Source organism: Streptococcus oralis subsp. oralis, assembly GCF_002096445.1.
Lineage (GTDB): Bacteria > Bacillota > Bacilli > Lactobacillales > Streptococcaceae > Streptococcus > Streptococcus oralis_N.
Window position 1 is genome coordinate 1,212,134 of sequence record NZ_NCUK01000013.1, and the last position, 19,580, is coordinate 1,231,713.

Annotated in this window: 23 protein-coding genes and 2 pseudogenes; all 25 read right to left on the minus strand. The window is 40.1% G+C overall.

Translation table 11 applies throughout. The annotated features are described in order from the left end of the window. Window positions 1-6 precede the first annotated feature (6 nt). The 25 genes and pseudogenes from B7721_RS09230 to pbp2b all read right to left on the minus strand — a co-directional run bounded on the left by B7721_RS09230 (window position 7) and on the right by pbp2b (window position 19,526). On the minus strand, window positions 7-798 hold the full coding sequence (locus tag B7721_RS09230; RefSeq protein ID WP_084878742.1) for a YlmH family RNA-binding protein: 792 nt from the start codon (window positions 796-798) through the stop codon (window positions 7-9). Further along, window positions 795-1,055, minus strand: coding sequence for a YggT family protein (locus tag B7721_RS09235; protein WP_000576501.1), 261 nt, complete (start codon window positions 1,053-1,055; stop codon window positions 795-797). Before B7721_RS09235 ends, B7721_RS09230 begins: the two co-directional genes overlap by 4 nt. Further along, window positions 1,055-1,585: a cell division protein SepF gene (locus B7721_RS09240; RefSeq protein WP_000053366.1), complete on the minus strand. Its 531-nt coding sequence runs from the start codon at window positions 1,583-1,585 to the stop codon at window positions 1,055-1,057. The genes B7721_RS09235 and B7721_RS09240 overlap by 1 nt, the downstream gene beginning before the upstream one ends. Window positions 1,586-1,594: 9 nt before the next feature. Then, the gene (locus tag B7721_RS09245; protein WP_084878743.1) at window positions 1,595-2,266 is read right to left on the minus strand and encodes a YggS family pyridoxal phosphate-dependent enzyme; all 672 of its coding nucleotides are present in this window, start codon (window positions 2,264-2,266) and stop codon (window positions 1,595-1,597) included. A gap of 3 nt (window positions 2,267-2,269) precedes the next feature. Continuing rightward, entirely contained in the window at window positions 2,270-3,526 is a 1,257-nt protein-coding gene (ftsZ, locus tag B7721_RS09250; protein WP_084878745.1) for a cell division protein FtsZ, read from the minus strand. Window positions 3,527-3,542: 16 nt separating this feature from the next. After that, window positions 3,543-4,913 (minus strand): cell division protein FtsA, encoded by a 1,371-nt coding sequence (gene ftsA, locus B7721_RS09255; protein WP_084878746.1) that lies wholly within the window; start codon window positions 4,911-4,913, stop codon window positions 3,543-3,545. 236 nt (window positions 4,914-5,149) lie between these two features. After that, entirely contained in the window at window positions 5,150-5,854 is a 705-nt protein-coding gene (locus B7721_RS09260) for a YwaF family protein (protein WP_084878748.1), read from the minus strand. A 198-nt stretch (window positions 5,855-6,052) separates the two neighbouring features. Beyond that, window positions 6,053-6,664, minus strand: a complete 612-nt coding sequence (locus tag B7721_RS09265; protein WP_049478463.1) for an NUDIX hydrolase N-terminal domain-containing protein — start codon at window positions 6,662-6,664, stop codon at window positions 6,053-6,055. Then, window positions 6,651-8,024 (minus strand): UDP-N-acetylmuramoyl-tripeptide--D-alanyl-D-alanine ligase, encoded by a 1,374-nt coding sequence (locus B7721_RS09270; RefSeq protein WP_084878749.1) that lies wholly within the window; start codon window positions 8,022-8,024, stop codon window positions 6,651-6,653. Before B7721_RS09270 ends, B7721_RS09265 begins: the two co-directional genes overlap by 14 nt. Window positions 8,025-8,108: 84 nt before the next feature. Continuing rightward, window positions 8,109-9,152, minus strand: coding sequence for a D-alanine--D-alanine ligase (locus B7721_RS09275; protein WP_084878751.1), 1,044 nt, complete (start codon window positions 9,150-9,152; stop codon window positions 8,109-8,111). Between the two features lie 104 nt (window positions 9,153-9,256). Then, window positions 9,257-9,446: pseudogene (locus tag B7721_RS10345) on the minus strand (hypothetical protein); the annotation flags it as partial. Between the two features lie 16 nt (window positions 9,447-9,462). Next, window positions 9,463-10,095: a hypothetical protein gene (locus B7721_RS09280; protein WP_000919639.1), complete on the minus strand. Its 633-nt coding sequence runs from the start codon at window positions 10,093-10,095 to the stop codon at window positions 9,463-9,465. Window positions 10,096-10,466: 371 nt separating this feature from the next. Continuing rightward, window positions 10,467-10,631, minus strand: a pseudogene (locus tag B7721_RS10350) (TipC family immunity protein); the annotation flags it as partial. A 12-nt stretch (window positions 10,632-10,643) separates the two neighbouring features. Further along, a complete protein-coding gene (locus B7721_RS10355) occupies window positions 10,644-10,790 on the minus strand; it encodes a hypothetical protein (protein WP_225893231.1) in 147 nt (48 codons plus the stop codon). 15 nt (window positions 10,791-10,805) lie between these two features. After that, window positions 10,806-11,093: a TipC family immunity protein gene (locus tag B7721_RS10360; protein ID WP_000746268.1), complete on the minus strand. Its 288-nt coding sequence runs from the start codon at window positions 11,091-11,093 to the stop codon at window positions 10,806-10,808. A 179-nt stretch (window positions 11,094-11,272) separates the two neighbouring features. Continuing rightward, the gene (locus B7721_RS09290) at window positions 11,273-11,800 is read right to left on the minus strand and encodes a thiol-disulfide isomerase (protein ID WP_070696232.1); all 528 of its coding nucleotides are present in this window, start codon (window positions 11,798-11,800) and stop codon (window positions 11,273-11,275) included. An 85-nt stretch (window positions 11,801-11,885) separates the two neighbouring features. Further along, window positions 11,886-12,413: a thiol-disulfide isomerase gene (locus tag B7721_RS09295; protein ID WP_070568405.1), complete on the minus strand. Its 528-nt coding sequence runs from the start codon at window positions 12,411-12,413 to the stop codon at window positions 11,886-11,888. Window positions 12,414-12,498: 85 nt separating this feature from the next. Beyond that, on the minus strand, window positions 12,499-13,032 hold the full coding sequence (locus B7721_RS09300; protein WP_049479314.1) for a hypothetical protein: 534 nt from the start codon (window positions 13,030-13,032) through the stop codon (window positions 12,499-12,501). Window positions 13,033-13,083: 51 nt separating this feature from the next. After that, window positions 13,084-13,713 (minus strand): hypothetical protein, encoded by a 630-nt coding sequence (locus B7721_RS09305; RefSeq protein WP_084878752.1) that lies wholly within the window; start codon window positions 13,711-13,713, stop codon window positions 13,084-13,086. Next, entirely contained in the window at window positions 13,710-14,339 is a 630-nt protein-coding gene (locus tag B7721_RS09310; RefSeq protein WP_084878754.1) for a hypothetical protein, read from the minus strand. The genes B7721_RS09305 and B7721_RS09310 overlap by 4 nt, the downstream gene beginning before the upstream one ends. A 14-nt stretch (window positions 14,340-14,353) precedes the next feature. Continuing rightward, window positions 14,354-15,949: a virulence protein gene (locus tag B7721_RS09315; protein WP_084878756.1), complete on the minus strand. Its 1,596-nt coding sequence runs from the start codon at window positions 15,947-15,949 to the stop codon at window positions 14,354-14,356. Beyond that, window positions 15,940-16,311, minus strand: coding sequence for a hypothetical protein (locus B7721_RS09320; protein WP_239823810.1), 372 nt, complete (start codon window positions 16,309-16,311; stop codon window positions 15,940-15,942). The genes B7721_RS09315 and B7721_RS09320 overlap by 10 nt, the downstream gene beginning before the upstream one ends. Further along, a complete protein-coding gene (locus tag B7721_RS09325; protein WP_084878759.1) occupies window positions 16,299-16,574 on the minus strand; it encodes a TIGR04197 family type VII secretion effector in 276 nt (91 codons plus the stop codon). Before B7721_RS09325 ends, B7721_RS09320 begins: the two co-directional genes overlap by 13 nt. Before the next feature lie 302 nt (window positions 16,575-16,876). Next, entirely contained in the window at window positions 16,877-17,473 is a 597-nt protein-coding gene (recR, locus tag B7721_RS09330; RefSeq protein ID WP_000966754.1) for a recombination mediator RecR, read from the minus strand. 10 nt (window positions 17,474-17,483) lie between these two features. Beyond that, entirely contained in the window at window positions 17,484-19,526 is a 2,043-nt protein-coding gene (gene pbp2b, locus B7721_RS09335) for a penicillin-binding protein PBP2B (protein ID WP_084878761.1), read from the minus strand. Window positions 19,527-19,580 lie beyond the last annotated feature (54 nt).

Below are 19,580 nucleotides of genomic sequence, written 5' to 3' on the forward strand. Positions count from 1 at the left end.
TTTTTCTCACTTGCTTAAAAGTAGCCGGACTGTTAGTTTTTTCTTATCCTTTTTGGTCTGACCATTGTCTTTGACAATTTTTAGACGACCAAACTTTCTCACACTGATCAAATCTCCAACTGCAATCTGGTAATCACTTTTTTCAACCAGATGATAGTTTACCTGGACAGATTTTTTCTCTATCAGTTGACTAGCTTGGTTTCTAGATAATTTCAAGGCACTTGATAAGAGGGCATCCAATCGAAAACTCGAAACTAAAATTTCTCGTTCTCTATAATCAATTTTAGACAAAATCCTATCGGTAAAAGGACGTTCCTCCAGCGATACAGGAAGTCTGCCAATCTTTCTTATTCCATCCTGAAAAAGAGGAATGAAATCACGATTGACAAAAATCTGTGCTCTCTTTTCATCTACCAAGATATCACCAAATAATTTACGGTCAATTCCTAGTTGGTTGATAATTGTTCCCAATATTTTTCCATGACTCAGTTGTTCAAACTTACTCGGATAGCAAATTTCCAACAAGGCCATTTCAAAGTCTGATATCTCCGGTTCAAAGTAATCTGGATAGAGAAGAACTCGAACCGACTCTGTCGGAAGAACATCACCACTACTTTGGCAACCCAGTCCATATGTCCCAGCTAGCACCCTCAAGATCTGTTCCTGATGGGGATTGATAAAAGGAGTAAGTACCGGCGCATAGGTATCTTCTACCCGCTTGATCCACTCTAAACCCTTATCAATAAAGGGAATATCATCTTGGGAAAAATGCTGATAAATGGCTCGATTTACTGTCATAGTAATAGGACTAGTCGTGTTAAGAGATTTCCAACAAACTGAATCAGAATTAGCGCTGCCCAAACCGTAAAGTCAAGACCAGCAAATTGTAGATTGAGTTTACGAAGTGGCTCAATAACTGGGCGAGCAAGTCTGATAACTAAGCGACCTAGTTGGCTTTCATAGGCATTTGGAAACCATGAAAGAAGAGCAAATGCAACGAGAATGATGGAATAAATGCTAACCGCATTTTGGATTAAACGGATTAAGAAAATCATTATCTTGCTCTATTTCGTTTAATATCAAAACCAAACTCAGCGCTTTGTGATTCATCTGGAAGTTTGATATCTTCAATATTCACGATAACGTTGACAGGAGTCAATAGATACATCGTACTCGCAACTTTTTTCATGTTTCCAGCCAAGACATGACGGGCTCCATCCAAGTAATCAAGGCAACGACGGGCTTGTACTTCTGTCATATATTGGAAATCAATCAAAATACTTTCATTTCCAGCCAACAAATCTACAATTTCCGTTGCATCTTCATATTTTCTTGGATAGCGAACGTCAATTGTCACTTTCTCATCTGAACGATGGCTTTGCATTGCCAATTCTTGCTGACGCGCATGTAGACGAGTAATATTTGCGTCTTTTGCTGATCCTGACTGAGCAGGTGCTGGTAATTCTTTAGAAGATGAGATGGCTGGGCTAACTGTTTCCTCTTGTTGAGTCTGGTAGTTAGTCGTTTCTTCTCCGTCTTCTGTAAAATAATCTATAAATTTATCGAATCTATCTTTTAAAGACATAGCTCTCTCCTATTTAAAAAATGCTGTACCGATTCGAACAAAGGTTGAGCCGAACTGAATCGCTTCTTTAAAATCACGACTCATTCCCATGCTTAGCTCTGTCATCGGCATATTAGGGATTTGTTTTTCTCTAATCTCTGCTTGCAGAGCCTGCGTATCCTTGAAAATTTCTTTCAATTCATCACTGTCTGCCTCAAAAGGAGCCATGGTCATTAAACCAACATACTCAATCTGATCTAACTTAGCCAATTCTGGCAAAAGTTCTAGCAATTCTTCTTTTGAAAACCCATGCTTGCTTTCTTCCCCAGAAATATTGACCTGCAAGAAACACTTGACAACATGATCTGTTCTCTTTTGAATTTCCTGGGCTAACTTTAAGGAGTCTAAAGCATGAAAGTAATCCACAAATGGGATTACTTCTTTCACTTTCCGTCTCTGTAGTGTTCCTATTAAATGCCAAGTAACTGGGTAATCTTTCAAGGCCTGATATTTTTCTAAAAATTTATCGACTCGATTTTCACCTATATGACGGACACCAAGCGGAAGCAAGGCTTCCGCTGTTTGTACATCTACATACTTTGTCACTGCGATTACTGAAACAGCATCTAGAGCACGGTTGGCTTCTTGACTAGCATCAGCTATTTGCTGAAAAACTAATTCAGTATTTTTTTTCAAATTCATTGATTAACGATTTTTGAAGAATGGAGGTGTATCCAATTCATCTTCATCTTGTGAAACTGGTGTTTCGAAGCGTTCTACTGGTGAAACAACTGAATCTGTTTGGCGAACAATAGACTCACGACGCAAGTCCCAGTCTCCAAAAGCAGAGGCTTGGTTAGTTTCAAAGCGACGAGGACTTGATTTAGGCAATTCTGCCGTCTCTTCCAAGTCGAATTGACGGTCAAATGTGTGTGCTTGTGGCGCTTTAGTTGATGGACGTCCAACTGGTTGGTTGTTACGAGCTCCAACTACTTTTTCCACGCGCTCTTGACGAACACCTGTCGCTACAACTGTAACACGGATTTCATCCTTCATGCTTTCGTCAATTGATGTTCCAAGCCAGATGTTTACACCTTGGCCAGCTGCTTGGTTGACAATTTCTGAAGCTTCTTCTGCTTCAATCAAAGTCAAGTCAAGACCACCAGTAACGTTGACGATGACATCCTCTGCACCATCGATAGTTGTTTCAAGAAGTGGAGAGTAAATTGCTTTACGAGCCGCTTCAACAACGCGTTCTTCACCACTACCGATACCGATACCCATAAGGGCATTTCCTTTATTTGCCATTACAGTTTTCACGTCAGCAAAGTCAAGGTTAATCAATCCTGGGTTCGTGATCAAGTCAGTGATCCCTTGAACACCTTGACGAAGAACGTTATCTGCTTCGCTAAGAGCTTCAAGAAGTGGCGTTTTCTTATCAACGATTTCAAGCAAGTTGTTATTAGAGATAATCAACAAAGTATCAACATGCTCGCGAAGTTCGTTGATTCCTTCTACAGCGTACTGACCACGTTTGCTTCCTTCAAAACCGAAAGGACGAGTCACAACACCGACTGTAAGGGCTCCAAGATCTTTAGCAATACGTGCAATCACTGGGGCAGCACCTGTTCCAGATCCTCCACCCATACCAGCAGTGATGAAGACCATGTCTGCACCGCTGATTGCTTCAGTCAGAGCTTCTTCGCTTTCTTCTGCAGCCTTACGTCCAACTTCTGGACGACCTCCAGCACCCAAACCACGAGTCAATTTAGGACCAAGTTGGATAACTGTTTCTGCTTTCGTACTGCTAAGGGCTTGTACATCAGTGTTGGCTGCGATAAATTCTACACCAGCAACACCTTCGTCAACCATGCGGTTGATGGCATTACCACCACCGCCACCGACACCAATTACTTTAATAATTGCGCCTTGAGCTGCTGCTGTATCAAATGAAAATGTCATAATTTCTTATCCTCTTTTATTCATCAAACATGCTTCCGATCAAACCACGGAAACGTTCTGTTAGCTTCGGTTTACTTTGAGAACTTGCTTGGAATTCTTCCTTAGGAGCAACTGGAGCTTCCGTCACAGTTTCAGCTGGAGCTGCTTGTGTTGGACTTGGTTGCGCTATTGGATTCAAACGTTGATTTGGAATGCCAAAGTTGATTGGTTTTTGACGAAGGAATTCATCTCCTTTAACCGCTTTTTGAGCAAGAAGATTCACTTCAGTCAATTTACCAGCAAACTCAGACAAACTAATCACATGAGCAAATGCAGGGTTGCGAATTCCCACTTGGTTTGGTACGTGAAGTTTTACTCGAACACCAAATACTTCTTGGGCCAATTCAACAATTCCTGGCAAAATTGCATTTCCACCGATAAGGACGATACCACCTGGCAAATCTAACAAGTGTCTTCTTTCCAACTCTTGTTTGATTTGGTCAAAGATATGTTTGATGCGTGCTGAAATAATTTCTGCCAAGTAGCTTTCTGTCACTTCAACAGGTTCTACCTCACCGATTACTTCAACTTGGAAAGTTTCGTTACTTGCTAGTGGAACATAAGCTTCACCGTAGTTTAATTTCAAACTTTCAGCAATTTTTTGAGATGTTTTCAAGACTTTAGAAATGTCTTTTGTAACGTAATCTCCACCTTCTTGGTAGATGTTAGTGAACTGCAATTCTTGGTTACGGATAGTCGCTACAGTAGTCTGACCTCCACCCATGTCAATGACAGTCGCACCAAATTCGCGTTCGCCTTCATTGAGAACGGAGTTCACGATTGCTAAAGGTGAAATAATCACGTTATCAACATGAATACCTACACGCTCAACCGTCTTGCGAAGATTGTGTAGAATTGTACGAGGACCTGTGTAAAGCAGACCACGCATTTCCAAGCGGACACCCATCATACCACGAGGGTCACGAATTCCTTGGAAACCATCCACAATGAATTCTTCTGGAATAAAGGTAATCACTTCACGGTCAGGAGTCATGCTCTTTGTCAAAGCTGATTTGACAACATTTTCAACATCTTGATCTGTGATTTCTTTGGTATCTGAAGTTACAGGAATCATTCCTTGTGTTGGTTCAACCTGCAAGAGGTTTGCTGGAAGGCCAACGTTAACAGACTTAATAGAAATACCCGCTTTCTCTTCTGCCTGTGTGATTGCAGATTTGATTGCTGAAGCAGCTGCTTCAATATCAACAATAATTCCGTCTTTTACACCTTTACTTTTGGCATTACTAACACCAATTACATTTACTTCGCCATCTCTATGCTCAGCTACTAGCACTTTAATCGAGCTAGTTCCGATATCTAAGCCTGTAAAAAAACCATCTCTAGTCATTACATCGCATCCTCTCTGTCTTCCAAGTTTCTCACTTCTATTTAATAACTATGTTTGGGCATAGCTATTCAAAGAATATTATAACACAAAAAATCTTATTGTGCTTAGTTTTTGATAAAATTCCTGCATGTTTTTTGAGAAAATTCTAGAAAAATTCTTCTTCTAAGAGATTTCTTGAAGTTAACGTTCACAATTTCCTTTTTGTTTCTTAAAAACCAAAAAAAGAGAAGATCATTTTAGATCTTCTCTTGAATAAATTCTTCCGATTTTTGTTGTAAAAAATTTTCTACTAATTTCCCTGTTAAGCGAATTGCTATCACGATAACAGTCGAAACAATGAAATAATTTAAGGGCTGGCCGAAGCTTCCAACAAGTGGTGGTTTGTTTAAAAATCCATAATCTCCACCTACAACTAAGTTGACAACCCATATCAAGCCATTTAAGGCGAAGGTAATCACCACCACATTCTTCAAATCGAGAAGGGAAGGTTGATAGTTTCTAAACAAGTATAGGAGCGCATTTCCTAAAAGGGCAACATGTCCGATAATGAAGGACAAAATGGTCACGTGTGGAAATGGGTAGGGATCAAAGAGTGGGTAAGCCAGTGCTGCTGTTGCTCCAAAAGTTCCTAAAAGGGCAAAGTACTGTTTGTACTTGGATGTCCCTGGAATTAAGAGCATCACAAACATGGCGATACGGCAATGATAGAAGGGCAAACTTTCTGACAGAGGCATGAGATTCCCCCAATACCAGCTATACAGAACAATCAGTTGAACAGACTGAAGAATCTGAATAAAACGCTGGTAAGCAACTTTGTCGCGAAAACGATAAGAAGCATAAAAAGTAAGAGCCAATAAACATAACAAACCAATGTACCAGTGAAGTTCAAACTGGGGCGGTTCTGATATCTGTGTGGTAAATAATTTATCCCACAAATTCATATTCTATTCCTCGTTCATCTAGCTAGAGGCAGTAAAAAAAATTCACTCCCCCCAGCTTTTAAATTTTTTGAAAAAACTTGATTCTATGCCATGCATAGAATACTTGAGTCTTAAATTCGCAACCTATTATATCATTTGTATTGCAGAAATGCACCTTGTAGATACCCTTTTTTGATTTGTCAACTTCTCTAGCATAAACTAATCAACATATTGGTCTCTTTGTCCTTTATAAACTTGCCAAAGAATCTCCATTTGCTCCTTGGTGATGCGTTTTTCAGATAAAACTGGCAATTGGTCAATGGCAAAAAATTGAAGCTCAGCAATTTCTTGATTCTCTTGAAATTGTCCATCAAGAAGTTGGCATTCAAAGACAAACTTTGCATATTGTTTGCTCTGTAGTTGGAAACGATTGGTATCAAAAACTGCAAGTAACCTTTCAGCTTTTGCTGTAAAACCGGTTTCTTCTTCAATTTCTTTGAGAATATTTTCGGTTGGAGAGTAGCCGACTTCACCAAAACCACCTGGCAAAGCCCAACTATCCTCTCCTTTTCCTCTAACTAAACAGACTTTTTCATCCTCAACAATCCAAGCACGGACGTCCATCAGAGGAGTTGCATAAGCGGAAGTTGGTTTCAAGACTTCTGCAACTTCTTCTGCATCGAGGTCTGATACCTGATTCAACATTTCAGATAACAGGATTCGCAAGTCCTCGTAGCGCTCACGGTCAAACGGATCTTTTGTAAAGGTTAATCCAGTATCCGTAATGGCTAGCATTCTTTGCAGATACTTGGTAAAATCACTTGCATTCATTTTCTAAACTTTCTACCAGCTTGGCTAGATTCATGGAGTTCGATCCTTTGAGCAAAATTTGGTCATTGGCTCCAAGGCTTTCCTTAACCTGCTTGACTAGGTTTTCAAATTGGTCCTCGTCAGCTGTTTTCTTGAAGTAGAAAACGTGACCGATTGGGAACATTTGACTAGCAAGTTGGCTTAATTCGGCAATGTCTTCTCCATAGAAAATAACGGTATCCAGCACATCTGGCGATAGGCTTAAAATCATCTGGTTATGGAGTTGGACTGACTGGTCGCCGAGTTCCTTCATGTCTGCCAAGACTGCGATTTTCTTGCCTCCTTCGTTGGCTGGAATGGCAGAGAATGTCTCCAAAATCAACTTCATAGCAGTTGGATTGGCATTGTATACGTCAGACAGAATATCTGCTCCATTGGCTGCTTTCTTCCACTCAGTACGATTGCGGGTCAATTCTAGGTTCTGGAAGGCCTGATGAATTTGCTCCTCTGGCACTCCTTCTTGTAGAGCCACATAAGCAGCAATCATAGCATTGGTGGCATTGTACTTACCTGTCACTGGCAAATCGAGGGCTTGTTCCAAAAAATTAGCCTTAAAGGTCAGACTATCCTTGCGCTCAATCAAGTCCGTGATTTCTAACTCAGCTCCTGGCCCAAAACGGACCACTTTTTTATCTGTAGGCAAGTAGTCCTCTACAATCGGGTCAGCTGGTGCCAAAAGCAAAGAACCTGGTGCCATACCATCAGCAATTTGCATCTTCCCTTTAGCAATCTCCGAACGGTCTTTGAAAAAGGCCAAATGAGCCTCTCCAACCAAGGTCACAATGGCTGTTTTTGGATGAGCTAATTCAGACAAGAGATGGATATCTCCCAAGTGATCCTGCCCCATCTCCAAGACCAACTTTTCAGTCTCCTCAGGCATATGGAGAACCGTATAGGGAAGACCAATCTCGTTATTGTAATTGCCTTGCGTTTTGTAGGTCTTGTAGGTTGTTGACAGTAAATGCGCCAACATATCCTTGGTCGTCGTCTTGCCATTTGAACCCGTTACTGCAAAGACATCAACTGCCGTTTTTTCAAGATAGTAGGCTGCAAGGGTTTGAAAGGCAGTCAAAACGTCGTCTACTAGAATGTAGGGATGATTTGCAACCTCTTTCTCAGACAAGGTTACTACTGCACCATTTTCAAAAGCTGTTTCGATAAAGTCGTGACCGTCACGCGCACCTTTAAGTGGCACAAACAAATCACCTGTCCCAATCAAACGACTGTCAAACTCAGCCTTTTCTAACTGAACGTCCGCAAAAAGACTAACGTCATTTTTAGCTCCTACAACTTGGGCCACTTCATGGATTGTTAATTTCATTTCTACTCCTTTAAAAAGGGTTGAAGTCCAAGAACTCTAGTCACCATGCAGTGATCGTTCTGACTTCTACCCCTTCTTTCATTTTTATAGCAAATGCGCTTCGCGCTTGTCAAAGCTTTCCTTAGCAAGGTCAACCAAATGCTCGATTAGTTCTGGGTAGCTGAACCCCATATTGTCCCAAAGCAGTGGATACATAGACCACTGGGTAAAACCTGGCATGGTATTGAGCTCATTTAGGAAAATCTCGCCCTTATCGGTATAGAAGAAATCACAACGAGACAGACCGAGGCCACCGATTGCACGGAAGGCTGTTTCTGCATTATGACGCATGACAGCTACTACATCATCACTAATCTTGGCTGGGATGTCCATGGTAATCTTGTTATCGATATATTTGGCATCGTAGTCATAAAAGGCAACATCCTTGACCACTTCACCAGGAAGCGTGCTCTTCACTTCGTAGTTGCCCAAGAGACCAACCTCGATTTCACGGGCATTCACCCCTTGCTCTACCAAGACACGGCTGTCATATTGGAAGGCAAGTTCCAAAGCTTGACGGAGTTCCTCTTGGTTTTCAGACTTAGAAATACCGACACTTGAACCCATGTTTGACGGCTTCGTGAAGACTGGATAAGTCAGTTTTTCTTCAACTTCAGCTATTTTAGCAGTCACATCATCACCTTCGACGATAGCCACATAAGGTACTTGGGCAATCCCAGCAGACTCCAAGACACGCTTGGTCGTGATTTTATCCATGGCAAGGCTGGATGACAAGATATTGCAGCCGACATAGGGCATTTTCAAAACTTCAAGGAATCCTTGAACAGAGCCATCTTCTCCCATCGGACCATGAAGAACTGGAAAGACCACTGCGCCTTCTTCGTAGATGGCACTTGGCGCTATTTTCTTATCCCAGTCAATAGTCGCATTGGTCATGAGACGATCTTCTTGACCTGGAGTCTGGCTAAATTCTTGCGTTTTAATAAAGTCACCTGACTGGCTGATGAAGAAAGTCTTGACTGTGAAACGGTCGTAGTTGACCGCACGCATAACACTTTCAGCTGAAAGGACAGAGACTTCACGCTCTGCACTACGCCCACCGTATAAAAGAATAATCGTTTGTTTCATATTGCTTGTCCTAATTCTAATAGAATACTCGTTCTTTAGTATATCATATTTGCTTCTTTTTTGAAACTTGAATCTAAAAAAGCCCTCATTTGAGAGCTGAAATTTTACCGATCCACCACTTGAGCTTCAAAGTAAGCTGGCTTGTCGTCTACATTGGTGATGGTGATCGGTGATGGTGATCGTGTAGGACTTGTTATTAGTTACATAAAAAACTTTCTCCCCTTGGTAGCTGACAACAATCCCATTCTTTACCAAATGAATATCTTTTTGATTGTTTGGAAGCTCTTTATCATCATACCTTTTGGGAGCTCTATCTATTCTGCAAAATTTCGTTCTCTTTCCTTTTTCTACGCTGACCCGACCACCTGATACACTGCAACAATACTATCATACGAAGAATCAAATAAACCAAACGAAGGATTTTCATCTTTCCAAGAGCTGATAAGAAGGTTTTCCTTGCATTCCCCACTTCTTGAACTAACTGTTCAACCGTTTTACCTGTTTCCTCTTTAATAGCAACTGCATTCTTTGAAATCAAATAATAATTTTGTTCTAATCTGCTGATATAGGCTTTGGAAATTGGCTCGTCTAAGAAAAAATATACTCTATCAGCATACTCATCCTGAGACAGCGTATAGTAAACTTCAGCTTCACTCTCCCATTTTTTAGGAAAACTAGTTATTCTTATATTTCCATAGTCTAAATGCATCATTCCAACTAAAACGTCATTAGTCCATTCTTCCGCATAATGGTATAATTTCATTTTCTTATCTACCATTGGCCAAACTATAACATACCGACTATGCATGAATTCCTTAGTTAATGCCGAGTTACTTGCCAAGCTGGTCGCACCAATCTCATATACTGACCAAATAAGAACTATGAGCATTAGGACAGCTTGAGTTGGTTTGTTTTTATAATAGTTTCTTATTCTTTTTAACATTTTACTCTCCAACTGCGGGATTAGGTTTATCTAAATCTTTTTTGACATTTTGACTAGTATTCGCCACTAGAGCCTCTCTTGCATATTCGAAAGAAACAAGCTGATTGTTACTTTCAAAGCAAATAAGTCTCCTTTACCAAACAATTACAACAACTGAGGCCTAGTTTACGGTTCCTAAATCTACCGATCCACCACTTGAGCTTCAAAGTAAGCTGGCTTGTTGTCTACATTGGTGATGGTGATAGTATAGGGAGTTTCTTTCGTCACACCAAAAGAAAGCAGACCAAAGCTATCGAATAAAATAAAATATTCTTAAGAACTCTGTCATAGCACCCCACCTGTATAACACTATTGCCTCGCCGTTTCGTTTGTTATTCTGTTCTCCATATATCCTTAACTGTCACTTCTCCCCAATTATCTGTGCTAAAACGACTAGAGTAGATAGTGGTCCAGTCTTTAAGGACTTTATTACGGAGTACATTGTCTGCTTCCTTGCGAATCTCATCAACAGTCTTACCGCGTTTGGCAAGAAAGTTCTCTACTTGAGACTACTGAAAATATCCTGTACTCTCATCATCATAGTACCACATAAACCGTTCTAATTGCCGATTGTTTACATCGTACAGGTAATCTACATTTATGGTTGTCTCTGTATCTGGCAGTCTCAAACGCATCTCTATCCCAACTTTCGTCATCTCCTGAAATCCAAATTAAAAATAATAACCTAGAGATTGAATAGTATTTGGTAAATCTACACTTTTATAATCAATAGAATGAATAGAAATTTCTTGAGAATCGTTGTCCACAAATTTTAAACTTTTTAACTTATAAAAAGCTCGTCCTTTCCAGAGAAATGTATAATTGTGATAATCACTTTCTTCGTAGTATATTTCATCAAAAATATTATGAACTCTCTGATATTTATAGTACTGAAAACCAGAGAAAGATAATAATAGAACTATTAGCAACGAAAAAATTACAAATTTTCTCTTCTTCATCTAATCACCTCATCTCTGTCAACTCTTGATTCCCTGTTTCAATATTTCGAATGAAATTATAAGTACTTGGGTAATTTTTTTGTATCTCATCTACGGTATCTTTTTCTAGTAAAATCCCTCAACACACCCCGTTGTTCATACAGCATTGCGTTGAGCAAGAAGCTACTTTCTCTGGCAAACTATCCATACAAAGTCTGATATATCTTTTTCATGAAGCCATCAAGCTCTTTTTGAACAATCTTTAATAGGCGCTCTTCTTCGACTTTGGGAATAGTCACCCTCTCATTTATATTTTTTTCATTTATTTGAAAATAGGCGCTAGAAGTTAAATCAAAGTTCTTATCCAATTCATATAGTACGCTAGTTATTTTACCATCTATCTCTATTTCAAAATAAGCAGTAACCCCATTACGTCCAGGATGTGATATTTTCAAATCGATGTCTCCTTTTATCTCTATGGAGTCAATTCCTCCATCCAAGCGAATAGCTCCATCGGGAGGAACGACATAGCCCGCTTTACGGATGTCAGACGCATATTTTTCTGATGCCATCAAACGTTGTAAGACGACTATATTGTCCCTCTCTTCAAAGGAGGTTTTTAATTGCATATATTCTTGGTGGTTTTGATACTGAAAATAAAGATTCAAGCCAGTAGCTAAGACAATTACAGAACCAATCACGATTAGTATTTTTTTAAGTCCCGACATTTTTTTCACCCCCTCTGTCTAAGTAATCATAGAAGTGTTGTTCATACAGCATTGTGTTGAGCAAGAAGTTACTTTCTCTGGCAAACTATCCATACAAGGTTTGATACATCTTTTTCATGAAGCCATCAAGCTCTTTTTGAACAATCTTTAATAGGCGTTCTTCTTCGGATTGAGAGATGTTCACACTCTCTTTTATATTTTTTTCATTAAATTGAAAGTAGCTGCTAGAAACTATATCAAAGTTCTTATCCAATTCATATAGTACGCTAGTTATTTTACCATCTATCTCCATTCTAAAATAAACAGTAACCCCATTCCGTCCCGGATTTGAGATATCCAAATTGATGTCTCCTTTTATCTCTATGGAGTCAATTCCTCCATCCAAACGAATAGCACCATCGGGAGGAACGACATAACCCGCTTTACGGATATCAGACGCATATTTTTCTGACGCCATTAAACGTTGTAAGACGGCTATATTGTCCCTCTCTTCAAAGGAGGTTTTTAATTGCATATATTCTTGGTGGTTTTGATACTGAAAATAAAGATTCAAGCCAGTAGCTAAGGCAATTACAGAACCAATAACGATCAGTATTTTTTTAAGTCCCGACATTCTTTTCACCCCCTCTGTCTAAGTAATCTTAGAAGTCTTGTTCATACAGCATTGCGTTGAGCAAGAAGTTACTTTCTCAAACAATCTAACCATACAAGGTTTGATACATTTTTTTCATGAAGTCATCAATCTCGCTTTGAACACTTCTCAACAAGTAATCTTCTTCGGCTTGTGAGACAGAAACAATCTCTCTTTTCCCGTTTCCATTTTGCTGAGAATATCTGGAATAAATTAAATTCAGATTTTTATCTAAAATGAAAGCTACATGCGTTTGTTTTTCATTAATCTGTGTAATGAAAAATAACTGAAAATCCTTAGCATCCTTTTTAGGAGGGCTAATTTTCAAATGTAACTCTCCTTCTATTTCTAATGGATAAATAACTCCATCCAATCGAATAGCTCCGTCAGAAGGAATAGTATATCCTGCCTTGTGGATGTCAGACGCATATTTTTCTGATGATGTCAAACGATGAAGAACTTCAATTCTTTCATTTTTTTCAAAAGCTTCTTTTAAAGCACTAGATTGTTGGAAATGATTGTAAGTAAAATATAAAGGAATCGCTAATAGGAACAAGGACAATACAATCAACCACTTAAACTGTTTTACTTTATCTAACATTCGCCTTTCCTCTATCAACACTCTCTTTCAAATAGGTGGGATTATAAATTCTCACTCACCTTCCTCATCATCATAAACTGGCTCGCCATGGATTTTGATGTATTCTTCATTTCTACGGTCATCTTCTTCCCAGACTGGGTCTCTCACATGGTCCATAAATGAAATTTCTTCCAAACTCAGCTCATTAGCTTCTTCATAACTCATCGAAAGGATATCCTCATGCCGGTTTTTAAATTCCTCCACACTTAACCAGCTCTCTTTATCATCTTCGCTAATCTGACCATCAATAGCAGTCGCAATTTCAATGGCCATAATATACATAGCTCGTTTATCAACAGTGAGAAGGTCAAGGTGCTTAGAAGAAATTCTTAAACATTCACCTTTCTCACGAAAATCCGACATCATTGCATCTTCGTAATCTAGCTGTATATATTCTGACTTATGGGATAAAAAATCATATTTTATCCCTTCCTTAATCTGAACACTTTTCCACCTATCATCATGAGTTTCCTTATCTAATTCTAAATGAATAGAAAGTTTCTCGATTGGTAGTTCTAGAAACCCAGCATACGACAAATCCGGCTCTATTCCATCTTTTTCCTCAAACCACATCCTTTTCGCTAGTTCCATGTAATCAAATGGAATTTCTTTGGTGTACTCACCTTTGATATATAATCTCACTCATCTTCCTCGTCGTCATAAACACGTTCACCATGGATTTTAATATATTCTTCGCGAAGCCGTTCTTCTTCTTCCCATAGCGGATCTCTTACTGGTATCATTGTCTTTAATTCTTCCAAACTAATTTCAACCGCTTCATCATAAGTCAGTGAAAGAACATCCTTGTGCAACTCCTTAAATGTCTCTACATCCATCCAGGTCTGCTTGTCATCCTCACTGATCTGCCCGTCAATAGCAGATGCTACCTCGACTGCCATGATATACATAGCACGTTTATCTACGGTTAAAACATCTATATGGGATGTTGCGATACGTAGATAATCTCCACGTTCTCTCCACTCTGTAATGAAAGTTTTTTCAAATTCAAGGGATATATTTTCATATTTATAGGAATTCCACGGATTTTTTAAATCATAAGAGGGAATATTATTCCATCTTGAGTCAAAAAAACGCCATTTATCAAAGCTTACTACAAAGTAAAAATCATCTTGTAACATCTCATCATCACCGACGTTTGAGTATGTAATAGGATGACCATGCCACTCCTTAAACCACATTTTCCAGAGCAACTCTCTTGTTGTAAAGGTTATTTTTTGCTTAAAATCGCTTTTTATGTATAGTCTCATATTCTCTCCTAATTTCAGTAATTATTTTGATAAGTTTTCCAAATTCTATCTACAATTTCGTTCTTTACACTATTCTTAAGGTTTCTTAGTTTTTCATTATTATTCACCCAATTATTTATGGATTGTTTGCTTGAAATCTTACTAACATCAATATGTTCATTAGCTGAATACCCCGATTTACCACTTCCAGATTGAACCTGGAAAACTCCTTCACCATTAGTACCACTAGTTGGCTCCCAATCTACACGAAGGTTCACTTTTCGATTTCCTACTCGGGCTTCAATTTGTTTACCACCCCTGCCAGAAATGGTCTTACTCGTAGGTTTATTGGCCTTCCAACTATCGTAGTTGCTAGAATAATCAACCTGAATTTCGCCATTTTGTAAGGCTGTCTTTGTGATAGCTGATAAGCTAGTTACTGCTCCACTAGCTATCAGTACATTCCCATATTGTACCCCTGATACAGATGCTGCCGTACCAGCTACGATACTTGTCCCTGCTGTTGGTGGACCAGCCATGATACTCAAGACTTCAAGGGCACCACTCGCAAAGTAAACTCCCAATCCAGAGAATATTTGAGCTACTCCACTCCAAAATTCGACTGAATTTGCTTCAAAGTTTTGGGCTTTTAGTTCATCAAACTTTTTGTTAACCAAATGAGTATAGTCAGCATCGTATTTCCCGTTTTTTGAAACGACATAGCCTTGTTCCAAGGGGGAAATTTCAATGATATTCCCTGTTTCATCAATCTTAAGAGTGTGATTGTAGTCGTCAATTATTTTATCCCATTCGGACTTGTCGTGGCCTTTTAAGCGCTTCTTTAATTCGGCACGATAGTAGGTATCACCATCTTCCGATAGCATCATATCCCTAGAAGCTTTATGGATGGCACGAGTTTCAGAGTCTTGAAAATCTCTTTTGGCATGCGAAACAATCTTCACATCCTTCATCTTTTGTACCCAGCTCATGTCCAGACCGTCCGCATAGTAGTTGCCATCACTATCGACAATGACTTTACTTAGTTGCGTAGCTCCTTGAATCGCTAAGCTAAGGACTTCTAGACTATCGCTGAAATACTGGGAAACCTCTGAGACAAAAAATTCTAGTTTTTCAATCTTGTCATCCAAATCCTGAATACCTGACTCGATTTGAGACTTAGTATTGTAGAGGATGGTCTTCTCAGAGAAAGCTTTCCCCCAATTGAGACTAAAGAAATCTTTGATTTGATTTAGCCAGTTCTCCCTCGCTTGAATCTGAGCTTCTACGATAGCTAACTGCTCTTCCCTCAATTTTTTCAGTTCCTTGAGCTGATCTAGGTCCAAATCTCCATATCCAGAGACCTGAGCATCCGCATTTTTGTAGGAGGTCAACTCTAGCTGGATATCATCTATCGCTGCTTGTAACTTCTTGATGCTGGGGATGATAATCTCTGTAAAGAGACCCTTCCCAGCTGTGTAGGCTGCTCCTGTCAGCTCACCTGAGTCTAAAGAGGAAATCAGGTGGTCACATCCACTGGATAAGCGATCCGTAACTTCATTTGCGACTTGGAGGTTGTTAGTCATGGCTTGAATCAATTCTTGGGATTCTTGTGAGCTGTATTTTACTCCCATGGTAGCCGATTCCTTTCTGATATCAGTTCTTCTCTAGCTTCATCGAAAGACCGACGAGCCTTCTTCGTTTGTTTTCCCAATTCATCCAGTTCCTCTTCTACATAAGAGTTGATCTGTCGTTGAATGGTTCTATTATCACTTTCGATTTGCTCTATCACCTGACGAGAACTGGGCGAGATAGCTAATAGAGTCGCCATACGATGGTGGATACTCTGGATTTCTGAGTGAAAGTGAGTTAGCTGCTGTTCATATTGTCTTTTTAGAGTCTGAAGATTTTCTTCCTTATCGTCAATCTTGACAATTTCTCGCCAAAGTTTGTAGCGTTTTTCTTCGTTCTTATCTGCCATTTTTAATGTTCCCATCTCTTAGCCAGCTCTACGTCGCGTTTTTCAATCTTATGAGCAATTTCTGGAAACTTATTTGCTTGGGTCAAAACAGCCGAGCTGAAATCACTGACTGCCTGAAGCATTTGATTGCAGGCCTGACGTCCCGCTTCCATCCCAGCGATTTCAGAAGTATACGAAAATTCTACTTGCTGATTTTGCTTCTTGCTCGTGTCATACCCAACCAATTCATTAATAGCTACCTCTGCTGCTATCGTGCTAGATTTTATCTTTCCACCCATACTTCAAACTCCCTTTATTCATTGTATATTGACCATATCATAACACAAAAATAGTACGATTTCAAAACAAACCCTAAGGGCAAGTGAGCTCATCTCCTTAGAGTAAACTCTATCGCTCGGTGAATGAGTTTGACAAAGACGGCACTAGTCATTTTGGAGATCCCTTTTCTGATGCCTTATAGTTTGAGTAGTTTTATTAGCAAGGCTTGTTCACCTCTCGTGAGAAACAGAAAAAACAAAACCCTAGAAAAATTCCTAGGGCTTGTCTTATATGTCAAAATGAGCTACGTTTTAACTGACTCCTACAACTCTGTCCGATTTTCAATGGCTCGTAAGAGTGTGACTTCGTCCGCATACTCGATATCTGCTCCCACGGCTAGACCTCGTGCTAGGCGAGTGACCTTGATACCAGCTGGCTTGAGGAGACGAGAAAGGTACATAGATGTCGCTTCTCCATCTGCCGTCGCATTGGTTGCCACAATAACCTCTGAAACTTCACTGTCCATAAGACGAGTCATGAGGCTCTTGAGATTGATATCGTCTGGGCTGATGCCATTCATCGGAGAAATGAGGCCATGCAAGACATGATAGAGTCCATGGTATTCTTGGATGTTTTCCATAGCAGCCACATCGCGACTATCCTCTAGCACCAAGATGGTTGTTTGGTCTCGAGTCGGGTCCGTACAAATTGAGCAAGGGTCATCATCCGTCAGGCGGCCACAGATGGAACAATAGGTCAATTCCCGTTTAGCAGACAGGAGATTTTTGGCAAATTCATTGACATCATCATCAGACATTCCAATGGTATAGAAGGCTAGGCGGGTAGCCGTTTTGATCCCGATACCTGGTAACTTTGAATAGCTATCAATCAGCTTGGCAATAGGTGTTGGATACAGCATAAGTTCCTTTCTAATTCATTGGATGGTGTTGGTGATAAAGATTGATAATGTCGCGTGCAATTGAAGGTCCGACACCGTTTGTAAGGTTGGTGTTATGAGGAAAGACGACTGCGACCGCAATTTGAGGATTTTCGGTCGGTGCATAGGCGACTGCGTTGGTATTATTGGCTTTTTGACCACCATTAACGTAACTTTCGGCAGTACCCGTTTTCCCGCTGATGGAAACGGCGGCGCCATTTGAAAAGGCACGACCAGTTGTCAGAGCACTCGTTCCATGCGAAACTTGATAGAAACCTTGCTGTAAGATAGCCATATCTGATTCTGAGATATTGACCTTGTTTAGTTCCTTAGTGGCTGTTTCTTGAACCAGACTGCCTAAGCCACCTTGGTCATTGTTTCCATAAACTCCTTCAACGATGTGAGGAGCCAAACGTACGCCATTGTTTGCAATGGTTGCGACATACTGGGCTAGCTGCATCGGTGTGTAGTTGTCAAACTGACCAAAGGAATTATTGATATAGTTCCCCAAATCAAATTCTTTTGGCGTAAATCCTGTAGATTCATCTGGGAGGTCGATCCCTGTTGAAGCTCCGAGTCCATATTCCCCAAAGGTTGATCGCAATTTGCCCATTGCAGTCTCTAACTGTCCCGTTGCGACTGTCATATTTGGTGTGTAGGTTTGTCCCATGATTCCTAGCGCAGTTTGAACCATGTAAGTATTAGAAGAGTACTCTAGAGCCTCAACTGCTGTGATAGGGAAAGAGCCATAGGACAAGGTATACCATGAATTGATAGGGGCCGAACCTTGGAAAACGATCGGCTGGTCTGTCAAGGTTTGATTACCTGACAAGACTCCATTTTCCCAACCAGAGCTAAGGGTTGCTGCCTTAACAACAGATCCTGGCACAAAGACGTTGGTTATTGTTCCAAGCGAATCTGAACTTAATTTACCGGATTCGACATCATGCTTGACACCTGACATGGCCAAAACTGCACCGGTTTTAGGATTGAGGGCTACGGCGTAGACTCCTTCAGAATATTTGGCTCCACCGTTACCCAACTCTGAGTTGAAGTAGCTCTTGAGTAGGTCGTCCACACCATTCTGGAAAGCTAGGTCAACCGTTAACTTGATGTTGTTTCCTTTGCTTCCTTCTTCGACATTTTCCACACTTTCCATATTTCCGTGTTTGTCGAGGTGGATTTCCTTGACGGAGCGTTTACCTTGAAGAACATCTTCATATTGCTTTTCAAGATAGGAAGTTCCCACTCGGTCATTGAGAGAATACCCTTTTTTGAGATAAGCATCAACTTCCTCAGCTGGAAGTCCTGACTTTTCATTTGAAACGCTACCAACGATTGTTGATAAAGATGTATCCAGTACTTTACGATCCCATGAGGTTGAAATGCTGATACCTGGTAATTCCTTGGACGCTGACGCAACGAGAGCAACTTGGGTATCATCTAAGGCATCCGTAGAAATGGTACCCGTCGCAAAATTTTCAACGGCATTGAGCTGACTAAAGAGATAGATTTCCTTTTTCTGGTCATCTGTATAATTAAGTTGACTCACGTCAATGCTTTCAACCGCATTATTGTAAAGTGTCGCTTCCGATAAGCGGTTCCCATCTGAATCCAGGCGTTTATCGCTTGGCAAGGATTCGACTGTTTTTTTGTAAATATCCTGGTCCGCCAAGTAGTAGTCTGCAATCTGTCGATCTGTCAGATCAGGAGAGGTTACATTTACATATATGAGGAGTTTCTTGGCTGTATCCTTCAATTCAGCTGCCGTCATTTTATTGTTTCGTGTGAAAGAAACAACCTGCTTGACAGTATTTTCCACCAAGGGTTTCCCTGCCGCATCATAGATCTGTCCACGAGCTGAACTGGTTGTTACCCTTGTTTGGCTGGCTGAGGCCAATTTTGTTTCATAGAAATCTTTATTGAGCACCTGCATGTATAACAAACGACCAATAATGGCCATAAAGAGCAAGATGACAATCGCAAATAGTAAATTAAGCCGAATCGGAATCGAATGGCTATTAAATTTTCTCATACAACTAAGACTCTTTTCTAGAAAAATTCCCGATTTCCACCTTTATTTTCCCTA

Coding starts and splice junctions, on each gene's coding strand:
- B7721_RS09265 (WP_049478463.1), bottom strand. CDS start 6,664: ATGAATGCAAGTGATTTTACCAAGTATCTGCAAAGAATGCTAGCCATT.
- B7721_RS09230 (WP_084878742.1), bottom strand. CDS start 798: ATGACAGTAAATCGAGCCATTTATCAGCATTTTTCCCAAGATGATATT.
- ftsA (WP_084878746.1), bottom strand. CDS start 4,913: ATGACTAGAGATGGTTTTTTTACAGGCTTAGATATCGGAACTAGCTCG.
- B7721_RS10355 (WP_225893231.1), bottom strand. CDS start 10,790: ATGACGAAAGTTGGGATAGAGATGCGTTTGAGACTGCCAGATACAGAG.
- B7721_RS09280 (WP_000919639.1), bottom strand. CDS start 10,095: ATGTTAAAAAGAATAAGAAACTATTATAAAAACAAACCAACTCAAGCT.
- ftsZ (WP_084878745.1), bottom strand. CDS start 3,526: ATGACATTTTCATTTGATACAGCAGCAGCTCAAGGCGCAATTATTAAA.
- B7721_RS09260 (WP_084878748.1), bottom strand. CDS start 5,854: ATGAATTTGTGGGATAAATTATTTACCACACAGATATCAGAACCGCCC.
- B7721_RS09245 (WP_084878743.1), bottom strand. CDS start 2,266: ATGAATTTGAAAAAAAATACTGAATTAGTTTTTCAGCAAATAGCTGAT.
- B7721_RS09295 (WP_070568405.1), bottom strand. CDS start 12,413: ATGTCGGGACTTAAAAAAATACTGATCGTTATTGGTTCTGTAATTGCC.
- B7721_RS09235 (WP_000576501.1), bottom strand. CDS start 1,055: ATGATTTTCTTAATCCGTTTAATCCAAAATGCGGTTAGCATTTATTCC.
- B7721_RS09275 (WP_084878751.1), bottom strand. CDS start 9,152: ATGAAACAAACGATTATTCTTTTATACGGTGGGCGTAGTGCAGAGCGT.
- B7721_RS10360 (WP_000746268.1), bottom strand. CDS start 11,093: ATGAAGAAGAGAAAATTTGTAATTTTTTCGTTGCTAATAGTTCTATTA.
- B7721_RS09270 (WP_084878749.1), bottom strand. CDS start 8,024: ATGAAATTAACAATCCATGAAGTGGCCCAAGTTGTAGGAGCTAAAAAT.
- B7721_RS09300 (WP_049479314.1), bottom strand. CDS start 13,032: ATGTTAGATAAAGTAAAACAGTTTAAGTGGTTGATTGTATTGTCCTTG.
- recR (WP_000966754.1), bottom strand. CDS start 17,473: ATGCTGTATCCAACACCTATTGCCAAGCTGATTGATAGCTATTCAAAG.
- B7721_RS09310 (WP_084878754.1), bottom strand. CDS start 14,339: ATGAGACTATACATAAAAAGCGATTTTAAGCAAAAAATAACCTTTACA.
- B7721_RS09315 (WP_084878756.1), bottom strand. CDS start 15,949: ATGGGAGTAAAATACAGCTCACAAGAATCCCAAGAATTGATTCAAGCC.
- B7721_RS09240 (WP_000053366.1), bottom strand. CDS start 1,585: ATGTCTTTAAAAGATAGATTCGATAAATTTATAGATTATTTTACAGAA.
- B7721_RS09320 (WP_239823810.1), bottom strand. CDS start 16,311: ATGGGAACATTAAAAATGGCAGATAAGAACGAAGAAAAACGCTACAAA.
- B7721_RS09290 (WP_070696232.1), bottom strand. CDS start 11,800: ATGTCGGGACTTAAAAAAATACTAATCGTGATTGGTTCTGTAATTGTC.
- pbp2b (WP_084878761.1), bottom strand. CDS start 19,526: ATGAGAAAATTTAATAGCCATTCGATTCCGATTCGGCTTAATTTACTA.
- B7721_RS09325 (WP_084878759.1), bottom strand. CDS start 16,574: ATGGGTGGAAAGATAAAATCTAGCACGATAGCAGCAGAGGTAGCTATT.